Source organism: Nonomuraea sp. NPDC050310, from assembly GCF_040655795.1.
Lineage (GTDB): Bacteria > Actinomycetota > Actinomycetes > Streptosporangiales > Streptosporangiaceae > Nonomuraea.
In genome coordinates, this window is record NZ_JBFAKP010000005.1 from 23,373 (window position 1) to 36,418 (window position 13,046).

The window sequence follows — 13,046 nt, forward strand, 5'->3', positions numbered from 1 at the left end:
GATGAAGTGCCCCTTGTGGGGCTAGTGCGGTAAATACCCACTATGAGGATTGATGTAGACAAGGTTCGGGCCGAGACTCCCGCCTGCCGTACCGTCGTGCACCTGAACAACGCCGGCGCCGCGCTGCCGCCGCTGCCGGTGACCGACGCGCTCACCGCGCACCTGGCGCTGGAGGCCGGGATCGGCGGTTACGAGGCCGCCGACCGGCAGGCCGGGGCGGTGGAGGGCTTCTACGACTCGGTCGCCGCGCTCGTCGGGGCCGGGCGTGAGGAGATCGCCTACGTCGAGAACGCGACCCGGGCCTGGGACCTGGCCTTCTACGGGCTGGAGTTCGGGCCGGGCGCGCGGGTGGTGACGACCAGCAGCGAGTACGCCAGCAACGGGATCGCCTTCCTGCAGCGGGGACTGGAGGTGGAGGTGCTGCCGGACGAGCCGTCCGGGGAGCTGTCGCTGGCGGCGCTGGAGGCGTCGCTGCGGCGGGGCGGGGTGGGGCTGGTGGCGATCAACTACATGCCCACGCACAACGGGCTGGTCAACCCGGCGGCCGAGGTGGGGCGGCTGACCCGCGAGCACGGGGTCCCCTACCTGCTGGACGCCTGCCAGGCGGTGGGGCAGGTGCCGGTGGACGTGGCCGAGCTGGGGTGCGACTTCCTGTCGGCGACCGGGCGCAAGTTCATGCGCGGGCCGCGCGGGACCGGGTTCCTGTACGTGCGGCGGGAGGTGCTGGGCTGGCACCGGCCGCCGTTCCTCGACCTGCTGTCGGCCGAGTGGACCTCGCCGGGCGGCTACGAGATGCGCGGTGATGCGCGGCGGTATGAGACGTGGGAGCGGTATGTCGCCGGGCAGATCGCGTTGGGGGTGGCGGCCGAGTACGCGCGGGGTCTGGGGATGGAGGCGGTCTGGGCGCGGGTGCGGGAGCTGGCCGCCGGGCTGCGGGAGCGGCTGGCGGGGATCCCCGGGGTGCAGGTGCTGGACCGTGGGGCGGTGCGGGGGGCGATCGTCTCCTTCACCGTCGCCGGGCGAGACAGCGGGGCGGTCCGGCTGGCGCTGCGGGAGCAGGGGATCAACGTCAGCGCCACCGACATCGCCCACCAGCGGCTCGACCCCTTCGCGGTGCCTTCGGCGGTGCGGGCCTCGGTGCACTACTACAACACCGAGGAGGAGCTCGACCGCCTGGCCGCCGCCCTCGGCGAGCTCGCCTCGTCCGCCCGTTAGAGCAGGGCGAGCTGTTCCGGCTCGGGGTGCCGGGCCGGGGCAGGGGCCGGGGCGGGGTGGCGGAGTCTGGGGCGGAGGCGGGGGCGGTTGCCGCCCTTGCCGATGCCGTAGCGCTCGGCCAGCTCGCGGACCTGCCCGGCGATCCGCTCCTGGTAGCCTCGCGGCGCGTAGGCTCCTCTGCCGTACAGCTCCAGGTAGCGGGGGACCAGCCGCGGGTGCGTGCGGCCCAGCCAGGTCAGGAACCACTCGCGCGCCCCCGGCCGCAGGTGCAGCACGATCGGCGTCAGGTGGGTGGCGCCGGACTCGGCGATGGCCCGCACGGTCTGGTCGAGCTGGCCGGGGGAGTCGGTGAGGTAGGGCAGGATCGGCGCCATCAACACCCCGCAGGGGATCCCGGCCTCGTTGAGCGTACGGCAGGCCTCCAGCCGGCGGTGCGGGTGCGGGGTGCCCGGCTCGACCGCCTGCCAGGCGTCGGCGTCGACGAAGCCGACGGAGAAGGCGGTGCTGACGTCGGTGACCTCGGCCGCCCGGGTGAGCAGGTCGAGGTCGCGCAGGATGAGCGTGCCCTTGGTGAGGATGGAGAAGGGGTTGGCCGCCTCGCTCAGCGCGGTGATGATGCCGGGCATGAGGCGGTAGCGGCCTTCGGCGCGCTGGTAGCAGTCGACGTTGGTGCCCATCGCGATCGGCCGGCCGCGCCAGCGGGGCGAGGCGAGTTCGCGGCGGGTGAGCTCGGGGGCGTTGACCTTCACGATGACCTTGGAGTCGAAGTCGAGGCCGGCGTCGAGGTCGAGGTAGGTGTGGGTGTTGCGGGCGAAGCAGTAGACGCAGCGGTGGGCGCAGCCGCGGTAGGGGTTGATCGTGTGGTCGAAGGGGACGCGGCTGACGGCGGGGACCTTGTTGATGATCGAGCGCGCCCGGACCTCGTAGAAGGTCATCCCGCGGAAGGCGGGGGTGTCGAAGGTGCGCTCGACCGCGCCGAACAGCGGCGAGGCCGCCGCGTCGGGGGAGCCGTCGAGTCGCAGGTTGTCCCAGCGCATAGGCTTGATTAGAACAACTGTTCGGTCTTGATCGCAACTCGGGGGCGCGGGGAAAGCGATCGTAATTCCCAGGCCAAGGAGCGGATAACGATCTTCAAGGGTGGGCAGAACGTCGGCACAGAACGTGCGTTCCGGAGGTGCATCCATCATGGCCTGGTCGCAGGATGAGGAGCGGATGCTGGCCCAGATCGAGCAGCACCTCGTCGAGGAGGACCCGCGACTGGTCGCGCGCCTGGAGTCGTTCAACCGGCGGGCCGGCCGGGGTGAGGCCAGGTCCCGTGACGCCGCCGTGCCCCGTCGCCCGCGCCGCTCCACGGTGATCATCCTGGTGAGCTGGGTGCTGATCGCCACGCTGGTGGCGACGCTGCTCATCATGGTCCTGCGCAACGACACCGCCCTCGCCCTGGCCCTGTAGACCCGCCGGAGGCCTCCGTCCCGGAGCGGGCCGCCGCCGGCCGCCGGCCACGTGACGAGCCGTCCTGCGGGCGGCCGCCCCCTTTTCGTGCGACGCGCGCTTCCCCTTTGCCCGCGGGGTTGACGGGGGGTCGGGGGGTGGCGAGGCTGGCGCGCAGCCGAGCATGGGAGAGACGATGGAGCACGTCACATCCGCCGACGGGACGGTGCTGGCGCTGGAGCGGGCGGGGAGCGGGCCGGCGATCGTGCTGGTGTGCGGGGCGATCAGCGACCGCAGCGCCAACGCGGCGCTGGCCGGGGAGCTGGCCGGGCACTTCACCGTGTACAACTACGACCGGCGCGGGCGGGGCGGGTCGGGCAACGCCACGCCGTACCGGCTGGAGGCTCCGGCGCAGGAGGCGGGCGAGGAGGCGCTGGCGCGCGAGGCGGAGGACCTGGCGGCGGTGGTGGCCGCGGCGGGCGGACGGGCCTACGCCTACGGGATCTCCTCGGGCGGGGCGCTGGTGCTGGAGGCGGCGGCGCGCGGGGTGGAGCTGGCCGGGGTGGCGGTGTACGAGTGCCCCTACAGCCCGGGCAACGGCGAGGAGGGGCGTGCCTACTACGCCGAGCTGACCCGGCTGCTGCGCGAGGGGCGCGGCGGGGAGGCGGCGGCGCTGTTCCTGACGGTGGCCGGCACGCCGGAGGCGCAGGTCGAGCAGATGCGGCGCGAGCCGTACTGGCCGCAGGTGGAGGCGCTGGCTCCGGTGCTGCCCTACGACTCGGCGGCGCTCGGGCACGGCACGTGCGGCGGGGTGTTCCCGGTGGAGCGCATGGCCTCGCTGGCCGTACCGGCGCTGGTGCTGAGCGGCGGCGCCAGCCCGCGTTTCTTCCACGACGCGGCCCGGTTGATCACGGCGACGCTCGCCGGGGCGCGGCACGAGGTGGTGGCCGGGCAGGATCACCAGGTGCGGGCGGCGGCGCTGGCTCCGGTGCTGGTGGCCGGGCTGCTCGGCAAGACGGACCGTTCCGTATAGTTGGGCGGCATGAGTCCCAACCCCGCCCGCCGCAGCGAACGTTCGCGCACGGCGATCCTGACGGCGGCGCTCGAGCTAGTGCAGGAGGTCGGGTACGCGAAGCTGACCGTGGAGGCGATCGCGGCGCGGGCGGGGGTGGGCAAGCAGACGATCTACCGGTGGTGGCCGTCGAAGGCGGCGGTGATGTTCGACGCCTTCCAACGGCACAACGCCGCCGCCCAAGAGCAGGTGGTGCTGCCCGACACCGGGGACCTGGCCGCCGACCTGCGGCTGGTGCTGCACGAGACGGTCGCGGAGTTCAACGACCCCGCCTTCGCCTCGGCCTACCGGGCGCTCAACACCGAGGTGCAGGACGACCCGGTGCTGGCCGAGCAGTTGCTGGAGCGGCTGCTGCGCCCGGCGCTGGAGGCGGTCAAGGCGCGGCTGCGCACCGCGGGCCTGCCGGCCGGCCTCGACCTGGACGTGGCGGTCGAGGCGCTGTACGGGCCGTTCTACTACCGGTGGCTGCTGCGGACCGGCCCGCTGACCACCGGGTACGCCGACCGGCTGCTGGAGCTGTGGCTGCGCGGGGTACGCGCGTAGAGCCGGCCGGGGCGGGCGGTCACAGGCCGTTGAGGAAGCGGGCGGCGATCGGCGCGGCGACCTTGCCGCCGCCTCCGCCGCCCTCGACGATCACCGCGAAGGCGACCTCGTCCTTGAAGCCCATGAACCAGGCGTGCTGGCCGGCCACCGGGTTGCCGTACTCGGCGGTGCCGGTCTTGCCGTAGGTCCCGGCGGGCAGGCCGGCGGCCTTGGCGGTGCCCTTGGTGACCACCGCGGACATCATCTGGTGCAGCGGCTTGAGCACCTGGTCCGGCAGCGGGCGCGGCTCGGCCTTCTGTTTGCGGCCCTCGACCAGGGTGGGCGGGCGCCAGGTGCCGTCGGCGATGGCGGCGCCGACGGAGGCCATGGTGAGTGGGGTGGCGATCAGCCGGGCCTGGCCGAAGGAGGCGGCGGCCAGCTCGGAGTCGGAGGTGGCCTTCGGGAAGCTGGGCTGGCGGGCGGGCACGCCGATCTGCAGCGGCTGGTTGAAGCCGACCAGCTCGGCGGCCTGCTGGAGCTTGTCGGCGCCGAGCTGCTTCTGGGCCATGGGGGCGATCGTGGTGTTGCAGGAGTAGGCGAAGGAGTCGGAGAAGCTGAGCGAGCCGTACTCGGCGTGCTCGGAGTTGCGGATCTTGAGGCCGCCGACGTAGGCGTACTTGGGGCAGCTCACCCGGTCGGCGGGCTTGACGCCTTCGGCCAGCAGGCCGAGGGCGGTGACGGCCTTGAAGGTGGAGCCGGGGGCGTACTGGCCGTCCAGGGCGCGGTTCATGTCGCCGCGGTTGTTGACGACGGCCAGGATGCCGCCGGTGGACGGCTTGATCGCCACGATCGAGGCGGGCTTGTCGACCTCGCGCACGGCTTCGACGGCGGCGGCCTGGATGCGCGGGTCGAGCGTGGTTTCGAGGGGTTTGCCCTTCTGGCCCTTGATGGTGTGCAGGACCTTGCCGCCGAGCATGATCTGCGTGGCGGGGATGCCGGCCAGGCGCGTCTGGAAGGTGGCCTGCAGGCCGCCGCGGCCGATGGCCTGGCCGACCTTGTAGGAGGGGCCGTACTTGGCCACGTCCTCCTTGGTCGCCTTGTCCAGGAAGCCGACGAGCTGCTGGATCGAGCCGCCGGCGCCGCCGTCGTCGATGCGGTCGCCGTTGGCGTCGGTGACGGCCGCGCGGGCCGGCCAGGCGCTCTTGACGGAGAAGGCGGCGCCGGGCGTGAGCTCGGGGTGCAGGGTGGCCGGTGTCCAGTCGACCTTCCAGGCCCGTTCGTGGACTTTCAGGTTGATGGTCCCCTGGTAGGTCCACTCGCCCGCGTTGCGGAGTTTCAGGGTGGCGGTGTACGGCACGGCCGCGCTGCCGTCGCCCTCGACGGGGGCGCCGAGGGTGACCTTGGTCTGCTCGACGTCCAGGCCCTTGCGCTGCTGCTCGTAGGCGACCAGTGAGGCCGGGGCGGTGAGCTCGGCGGTCATCTTGTCGAGCCGGCCGGCCTGCCAGGCGGCGGCGAAGCGCTGGGCGGTCTCGGCGGGGGTGCCGCGGGTGTGCAGGAGGTAGTACGCGCCGCCTCCGGCTGCGGCCAGGGCGAGGACGCTCGCTCCCGAGATGATCGCGATCGTACGGCCACGCGCCACTCTGACCCCCTGCTTCGTGTCCCCTGTCGTGCCCGGTCCGGCCCCTGGTGATGCTTCCCGTAGGGGCCGGCCACCGAGCCTAGCGACGATAAGGCATGACTCATCCCTTTTTGCGGCGCTTGCTTGATCTTTTGGAGGGGGAGACGGGGTGCTACTCGCCCGGCTGGGCCTTCACCGACGAGGCGTACTGCGGCACGTACTCCTGGCCCGACAGCTTCTGGATCGCTTCCATGATCTCGTCGGTCACCCGGCGGCGGTCGCGGGCGTTGGTGTGCTCGCCCTTGAACGTCATCGGCTCGCCGATCTTGATGCCGACGCTGACCAGCCGCGGCAGCTTCGCCCCGGCCGGAAGCGCCTGCTCGGTGCCGGACAGCGCCACCGGCAGCACCGGCGCGCCGGTCTTCAGCGCCAGCCACGCCACGCCGACCTTGCCGCGGTAGAGGCGACCGTCCGGCGAGCGCGTGCCCTCGGGGTGGATGCCGAACAACTGCCCGCTCTCCAGCAGCTCGGCCGCGCCGTCCAGCATGGCCTGCGCGGAGCTGGCGCTCTCGCGGTCGATCGGCAGGCTGCCGCCCAGGCGCATGAACCACTGGGAGATCGGGTTGCCGGAGAAGTACTCGTTCTTCGCCGTGAAGGTCACGTGGCGGGGCAGCAGCGCGGGGATGAGGAAGGAGTCGATGACCGACAGGTGGTTGGCGGCCAGGATTCCCGGGCCGGTGGCCGGAACGTTCGCCGCACCGGAGATGTGCGGACGCCACAGCACGTGCGCGGTGGGGGCGGCGACGAACTTGACCATCTCGTACAGCAACGCATCACTCCAGGCTCGTGGGACGGCGCACCCCACCATAAAGGCAGGGGCCCCGTCATGTGACGGGACCCCTGATGCTTTAAGGCCGCTGTGGCGGTCGCCTCCTCGGCGAGAGGCACAACACGGCTCCAGCCGAACGGTATTCCGTGAAGGCGGTAATTTGCGGCCCGGGGGACACAGACCACAGCGGCCTTACCGATGCTAACGGACATCCGGGGGTCGCTATTCCATCCGGCCCAAAGATTGCCGGCCCGTGACCGTGAACTCGCCTGGGCCGGGCCGGTGACCAGCGCCGCGACCTCGGCTGGAGCAGCCGGAGGGAGGCGTGATCTTCCCCACGCTCCCCGGGTCTGGACGGCGGGGCCGATTCGTGCGCTCCCGCCCGGGGCCGGGGGCGGCTCGCTCGGCTCAGGGGGTGGACTCCTCGTCCAGGGAGCGGCGGCGGGTGATCAGGAACTCCCGCTCCTGGGCCGTCCCCACCAGGGCGATCGCCCTGCCGTACTCCGCCAGGGCCTCCTCCGTGCGGCCGAGGCGGCGCAGCAGTTCGGCCCGGGTGGCGGGCAGCAGGTGGTAGCCGGGCAGGTCCAGACCGTCGAGCAGATCGAGCCCACGGGCGGCGCCGTGCGCCTCGGCGACGGCGACGGCCCGGTTGAGCCGCACCACCGCCGAGCCGGTGAGCGTTTCGAGCAGGCCGTACAGCTCGCAGATCTCGCGCCAGTCGGTCTCCTCGGCCGTGGCGGCGGTGGCGTGCTGGACGGCGATGGCCGCCTGGATCAGGTACGGGCCGGGCGGGCCGGGCCGCAGCACCTCCAGGGCGGCGGCGATCTCGTGGTGGTGCCAGCGCGAGCGGTCCTGGTCGGCGAGGGTGACCAGCGTGCCGTCCGGCTGCACGCGGGCGTCGCGGCGGGCGTGGTGGAGCATCATCAGGGCCTGCAACGCCCGCGCCTCGCTGTCGCCGGGCAGCAGGCCGACGAGCAGGGAGGCCAGCGCGATGGCCTCGCCGGCGAGCTCGTGCGAGATGACCCGCTCGCCCTCGGTCGCGGCGTAGCCCTCGGTGAAGATCAGGTAGATGACCGCCAGCACGCCGTCGCGCCGCCGCGTCAGCTCCTCGCCGTCGGGGACGCGGTAGGGGATGCCGGCCTGGCTGATCTTCTTCTTGGCGCGGGTGAGCCTGGCCGCCATGGTGGCCTCGCTGACCAGGAACAGCCTGGCGATCTGCCGGGTGGTCAGGCCGCCCACGCAGCGCAGCGTGAGCGCCACGCGGGCCTCCATGGACAGGGCCGGGTGGCAGCAGGTGAAGATCAGCCGCAGCCGGTCGTCGGGGACCTCGTGGTGGTCGGGCTCGTCCACGATCAGCAGCGGGAGCTTCCTGGCCGCCACCGCGGTACGGCGCAGCCGATCCACCGCCCGGCGGCGGGCGGTGGTCAGCAGCCAGGCCGGCGGGTTGGCCGGCACGGGTGGCCAGGCGGTGACGGCGGCGGTGTAGGCCTCCTGCAGGGCCTCCTCGGCGAGGTCGAGGTCGCGCAGCTCGGAGGTCAGCATGGCCAGCAGCCGGGCCCAGTGCTCCCGATACGCCCGCTCGACCGCCACCCCGGCCCCGGCATCGACCTCGCCGGAGGTGGCGGGGTCGCCGGAGGTGGCGGGGTCGCCGGAGGTGGCGGGGGTGGCGGGGGTGGCGGCGTTGCCCGGGACGGCGGGGTCGCGGGGGTGGCGGGGATCTCCGAGGTCACCGGGCTCCCCAAGGTCGCGAGGATCTCCGGAATCGTCGAGATCCCCGAGGTCACCGGGCTCCCCAAGGTCGCGAGGATCTCCGGAATCGTCGAGATCCCCGAGGACGACGGGTTCCGCGGGGTCGCGGAGGGAGCCGGGATCGCGGGGGGCGACGGGATCGCGGGGGGCGACGGGATCGCGGGGATCTCCGGCCCTCCTGGCCTCCACCGGGCGGTGCACTTCTTCCTCCACCCTGGGCTACCCGCTGTACTCCACCACAGGGCGGACCTCGACGACCGGCTCCGGGAGGGCCTTGGCCAGTTCGATCGCCTCGTCCAGGTCCTTGGCGACGATCTCGTAGTACCCGCCCAGGTGCTCGACGGTCTCCGCGAACGGCCCGTGCGTGATCAGGACCTCCACGCCCGGCTTCCGGACGAGCGCCGCGGTGTCGAGCCCCTGCAGCGCGACGGTGTCGAGGAAGGCGCCACGGGCAAGGAGCAGCTCGATGTAGGCGTAGTGCTCCTGGGCGGAGGCGGCGGCCTGCTCGGGGGTGGTCTCCTGGCCGCCCGGGCCGTAGACCAGCAGCGTGTAGCGCACCCCCGGCGGCGCTTCGGCCGGGGCCAGGTGGTCCAGGCCGTAGTCGTGGACGGCCCGCAGGAACACCTCCCCCGGCTGGGCCTTGGCGAACTCGACCGCCTGGGCCTGGTCGGCGGCCTCGACGACCATGTAGCCGCTGATCTGCTCGACGGTCTCGGCGAAGGGCCCGTCGGTGATCAGGACCTGGCCGTCCTGCTTGCGGATGGTGGTGGCGGTGGCCGAGGCGGCCAGCTCGTTGCCGCCCCGGCGGGCGCCGTGCTCGGTGAGCAGGGACTCGTAGGCGCCCCACTGGGCGTAGACGGCCTCACGTTCGGCGGCTCCGGCGTCGGCCCAGGGCTTCTCGTCGCCGTAGACGAACAGCACGTACTTCATGGTGTTACCTCCTTGCCCCCATGACGCGCGGCCGGCTCCGGAATCGACAGCGCCCGGACGAATTCTCGCGGATCGTCGGCGTACAGGCGGATCACGCTGGCGGTGCCGGTGCGGCCCAGGGGCCTGACGACGGTGACCGGCTCGCTCAGGTGCACGGTGACGTTGGTCTGAGAGGAGACGATCACGTCGAGGCGGTCGTCGGCCAGCCGGATGAGGCCGCCGTCGTGGATCTTGGCGCCGATGCGGGCGCTGACGACCAGGCCGAGGGGGACGCTCAGGTCGAAGGCGGCGCTGTAGCGGATGCGCAGCACGCCGGCGCCGACGACGTGCGTGCGGACGTGGCCGGCGGCGATCACGCCGAGGACCAGGACGATCGAGTAGACGTGCAGGATGAGCATGATCTTGTGCAGCACGGGCCAGGGGATGATCAGGTAGAAGGCGAAGCCTTCGAGGGTCATCGCGAACAGCCACATCATCAGAGTGGTGGACTGGCCGCGGAAGTAGCCGAAGCCCCGCCGGCCGGGGCCGATGCCGTGCTTGCGGCGGGCGATCCAGTAGCCCAGGCTCGTCAGGCACTTGAGCTCGTGGGCGATCAGCAGGCGGACCCTGGCGGGTACGGCCTGCCGTACCGCTTCGGAGAGGGCGGCCCGGCGGGTGGCGCCCCGGCGGCGGGCGGCGCGGTAGAGGCCGGTCAGGACGGCGGCCTCGAAGAGGACGACGGCCAGCGCCAGGAGCTCGGCGGCCAGGATGACCGGGAGGGGGACGCGGACTCCGGCGAGCACGATGGTCACCAGGGCCAGCTCGAAGGGGATCAGGGTGTAGGCGACCAGGCGGGCCAGGCGGATCATGGTGGGCCTCTCTCGGCGGGCGCGGGGCGTGCGGGCATGACGGCATCGGCCCGGGGCGGCGGGCCTGGCTGAGGTGACGGGTCGGTGGCGGCTCGGGGCGGGCCGGGATCGGGCGGGGCGGCGTAGGGCGGATGCTCGGGACGGGCCATACGGGACCTCGATTCGCAAGCAGACAGGTCAAGCAGACAGGTCAAGGAGGCAGATCCAGCAAGCGGATCCAGCAAGCGGTCCAGGAGACGGGTCCCCAGACGGGTCCAGGAGACGGGTCCAGGAGGCGGTCATCGGGGGTCTCGGCTATTCGGGGCCTCGTTCGCGCAGGAGGGTGAAGGCGTGGCGGATGACGGCGGCCTGGGCCTCGGTGAGGTCGTCGAGGAAGGCCTGCCCGAACGGGCTGCGCAGGACGTCGCCGTCGGTCGGGCCGATGCCGGGCGGGAACAGCTCCAGCAGGCGTTCGGCCAGCTCGGGGATGGCCGGGTCGGCGGGGTCGGTGAGCGCGTCCATCCGGCTGTAGAGGTCGTTGACCCTGGCTATCACCGCGTGGTCGAGCGCCATCGGGCTGAGCACCGCCATGAGCTCGATCTTGACGTCGACCGGTGCGGCGGTGTCGAGGACGGCGAGCCAGTCGCGCTCCTTGGCCAGCAGGCCGCCCTTGGGCGGGTTGGGCAGGGCGGTGAACAGGGAGGCCATCACCGGCGAGATGGGCTCGTCGGCGCTGAGGTAGTCGCGGGAGAGCAGTTCGGCGAGGTGGGCGCGGCGTTCCTTGAGCTCGTCCTCCTGGCGGGCGAGGTCGGCGTCGAGCTCGGCGAGGACCTCGCGCAGTTCGCGGCCGTAGTCGTCGGCCAGGACGTCACGGACCTCCTCCAGGGACAGGCCGAGCTCCGACAGGCGGCGGATGCGGGCGAGTTCGACCGCGTCGCGCAGCGTGTAGTGCCGGTAGCCGTTGGCCCGGCGCTCGGGCTCGGGCAGGAGGCCGAGGTGGTGGTAGTGGCGCACGGCCCGGGTGGTGACCCCGGCGAGTGCAGCCAGTTCGCCGATCCGCATACCTCCATGAAAAACGTTGACGTCGCGTCAAGGTCAAGCCGGGGGCCCCGCGGCCCCCAAAAGTCGGCCGGGCCCGCGTGACCTCCAAAGACTCGGCCGGGGGCCCGCGCGGCCTGGAAAAGTCGGCTGGGGCCACGCGGTCCCCGACGGGTCAGGTGACGGATCGGGCCACCAGGGCCGTGGCCTGCCGCATGGCGTCGCGCACCTCGTCGGGTCCGTCGCCGCGGCGCAGCGCGGTCAGCGCGGCGGCGCCGACCGCGCCGACCATCGCGCCGACCAGGGCGGAGGCGGTGATCGCGTCGAGCCGGCCGGGGAAGGCCCGCAGCAGGGCCTGGGCCAGGTCGGCCTGCGCGGTGAGGTAGCGCTGCAGCAGCCGGGCCTGCAACGCCGGCACCGAGGCCGCCAGCCGGGCGCGCAGGGCGGCGAGCCCGGTGGGCAGGTCGCTGTCCCAGGCGTGGGCGATCATCTGGTCCATCGCCCGCACCAGCACGCCGGCCAGCGGCTCGGCGGGGTCACGCTCGGCGATCGCCCGCAGGGCCAGGTCGACGCGCAGGTCGGCGTCGGCCAGCAGCACGTCCTCCTTGGCCGGGAAGTGCAGGAAGAAGGTGCGAGGCGAGACCTCGGCGGCGTCGGCGATCTCGGCCACCGTCACCTGGTCGTAGCCCTGGTCCTCGAACAGCCGCACCGCCGCCTCGATGAGCGCATGCCGGGTGCGCTGCTTCTTGCGCTCGCGTAGTCCGTGCTTCTCCACACCACTCAGTTTAGTGCAGTCTATGAATCAATACATAGACTGCAGCGAGTGGAAGGGAGCACCATCATGGGAAGTCTGGACGGACGGGTCGTCCTCATCACCGGAGCGGGGCGCGGCATCGGGCGGGAGGAGGCGTTGTTCTTCGCCACCGAGGGGGCCAAGGTCGTGGTCAACGATCCGGGCGTCGCGGTCGACGGCTCGGGCGGCGACGCCGGGGTGGCCGCGAAGGTCGTCGAGGAGATCACAGCCCGCGGCGGGCAGGCGGTGGCCAGCACCGGCAGCGTCGCCGCCTGGGACGACGCCCGCAGCATGGTGCAGACGGCCCTGGAGACCTTCGGCGACCTGCACGCCGTGGTCAACAACGCGGCCATCGAACGCAACCGTGGCCTGAGCGACCTGCCGGAGGCGGACTTCGACGACGTCGTTGCGGTCAAGCTGAAGGGCACCTTCGCGGTGACGCGCTGGGCGGCCCGCCACTGGCGCGAGCAGTACGAGGCGGGGGTCCGCACCGACCGCGCGGTGGTGAACACCTCCTCCGGCTCCGGGCTGCTCAACCCGCTGCCCGCCCAGGCCGCCTACGCGGCGGGCAACGCCGGGGTCGCGGCGCTGACCACGGTGGCCGCCCTGGAGCTCGGCCGGTACGGCGTGCGCGTCAACTGCCTGTCGCCCTCGATGGCCCGCACCCGCCTCACCCTCGCCGTGCCCGGCATGAGCGAGGAGCCGCCCGCGGGCCGGTTCGATCCGCTGCACCCGGCCGCGTGCGCGCCGGTCGCCGCCTACCTGGCGAGCCCGGCCTGCCCGCTCACCGGCCAGGTGCTGTCGGTGCGCGGTGGCACGGTCGCGCTCAACCGCGGCTGGTCCCTCGGTGATCACATGCACAAGGACGGGCTGTGGAGCGTGGAGGAGCTGGCCGAGAAGGTGCGGGAGCTGCCGGCCGACGACCCGTTCGACAAGCTGGCCCAGGCGTTGAGCGGCGCGCTCGGCTCCGTCGGGCGGGCCCGGCTGCAGGAGATGATCAACTCCCTGCTGGACGCCTGAGG

Annotated in this window: 13 protein-coding genes; 5 read left to right on the plus strand and 8 right to left on the minus strand. The window is 72.8% G+C overall.

The window, feature by feature from the left end; translation table 11 throughout:
- The first annotated feature begins 42 nt into the window (after positions 1 to 42).
- A complete protein-coding gene (locus AB0I67_RS15225) occupies positions 43 to 1,215 on the plus strand; it encodes an aminotransferase class V-fold PLP-dependent enzyme (protein WP_357923361.1) in 1,173 nt (390 codons plus the stop codon).
- On the opposite strand, the gene AB0I67_RS15230 is transcribed toward AB0I67_RS15225, so the two are convergent.
- Positions 1,212 to 2,252 (minus strand): Rv2578c family radical SAM protein, encoded by a 1,041-nt coding sequence (locus AB0I67_RS15230; protein ID WP_357923363.1) that lies wholly within the window; start codon positions 2,250 to 2,252, stop codon positions 1,212 to 1,214. The genes AB0I67_RS15225 and AB0I67_RS15230 overlap by 4 nt on opposite strands.
- A 148-nt stretch (positions 2,253 to 2,400) precedes the next feature.
- Between AB0I67_RS15230 and AB0I67_RS15235 the strand changes: the two genes are divergently transcribed.
- The 3 genes from AB0I67_RS15235 (at position 2,401) to AB0I67_RS15245 (ending at position 4,261) form a co-directional block, all read left to right on the plus strand.
- Positions 2,401 to 2,667: a DUF3040 domain-containing protein gene (locus tag AB0I67_RS15235; protein ID WP_357923365.1), complete on the plus strand. Its 267-nt coding sequence runs from the start codon at positions 2,401 to 2,403 to the stop codon at positions 2,665 to 2,667.
- A 175-nt stretch (positions 2,668 to 2,842) separates the two neighbouring features.
- Entirely contained in the window at positions 2,843 to 3,679 is an 837-nt protein-coding gene (locus AB0I67_RS15240) for an alpha/beta fold hydrolase (RefSeq protein ID WP_357923367.1), read from the plus strand.
- A 9-nt stretch (positions 3,680 to 3,688) separates the two neighbouring features.
- Positions 3,689 to 4,261 (plus strand): TetR/AcrR family transcriptional regulator, encoded by a 573-nt coding sequence (locus AB0I67_RS15245; protein ID WP_357923369.1) that lies wholly within the window; start codon positions 3,689 to 3,691, stop codon positions 4,259 to 4,261.
- Positions 4,262 to 4,280: 19 nt separating this feature from the next.
- On the opposite strand, the gene AB0I67_RS15250 is transcribed toward AB0I67_RS15245, so the two are convergent.
- The 7 genes from AB0I67_RS15250 to AB0I67_RS15280 all read right to left on the minus strand — a co-directional run bounded on the left by AB0I67_RS15250 (position 4,281) and on the right by AB0I67_RS15280 (position 12,006).
- On the minus strand, positions 4,281 to 5,879 hold the full coding sequence (locus AB0I67_RS15250; protein ID WP_357923371.1) for a penicillin-binding transpeptidase domain-containing protein: 1,599 nt from the start codon (positions 5,877 to 5,879) through the stop codon (positions 4,281 to 4,283).
- Between the two features lie 151 nt (positions 5,880 to 6,030).
- Positions 6,031 to 6,687, minus strand: a complete 657-nt coding sequence (locus tag AB0I67_RS15255) for a lysophospholipid acyltransferase family protein (RefSeq protein ID WP_357923373.1) — start codon at positions 6,685 to 6,687, stop codon at positions 6,031 to 6,033.
- Positions 6,688 to 7,095: 408 nt separating this feature from the next.
- Positions 7,096 to 8,637, minus strand: a complete 1,542-nt coding sequence (locus tag AB0I67_RS15260) for a sigma-70 family RNA polymerase sigma factor (RefSeq protein WP_357923375.1) — start codon at positions 8,635 to 8,637, stop codon at positions 7,096 to 7,098.
- Between the two features lie 18 nt (positions 8,638 to 8,655).
- The gene (locus tag AB0I67_RS15265) at positions 8,656 to 9,366 is read right to left on the minus strand and encodes a YciI family protein (protein ID WP_357923377.1); all 711 of its coding nucleotides are present in this window, start codon (positions 9,364 to 9,366) and stop codon (positions 8,656 to 8,658) included.
- Positions 9,363 to 10,214, minus strand: a complete 852-nt coding sequence (locus tag AB0I67_RS15270; RefSeq protein WP_357923379.1) for a hypothetical protein — start codon at positions 10,212 to 10,214, stop codon at positions 9,363 to 9,365. The genes AB0I67_RS15265 and AB0I67_RS15270 overlap by 4 nt, the downstream gene beginning before the upstream one ends.
- A 294-nt stretch (positions 10,215 to 10,508) precedes the next feature.
- The gene (locus tag AB0I67_RS15275) at positions 10,509 to 11,255 is read right to left on the minus strand and encodes a MerR family transcriptional regulator (protein ID WP_357923381.1); all 747 of its coding nucleotides are present in this window, start codon (positions 11,253 to 11,255) and stop codon (positions 10,509 to 10,511) included.
- 151 nt (positions 11,256 to 11,406) lie between these two features.
- Entirely contained in the window at positions 11,407 to 12,006 is a 600-nt protein-coding gene (locus AB0I67_RS15280) for a helix-turn-helix domain-containing protein (RefSeq protein WP_357923383.1), read from the minus strand.
- Between the two features lie 66 nt (positions 12,007 to 12,072).
- Between AB0I67_RS15280 and AB0I67_RS15285 the strand changes: the two genes are divergently transcribed.
- The gene (locus tag AB0I67_RS15285) at positions 12,073 to 13,044 is read left to right on the plus strand and encodes an SDR family NAD(P)-dependent oxidoreductase (RefSeq protein ID WP_357923385.1); all 972 of its coding nucleotides are present in this window, start codon (positions 12,073 to 12,075) and stop codon (positions 13,042 to 13,044) included.
- The last annotated feature ends 2 nt before the right edge of the window (positions 13,045 to 13,046 follow it).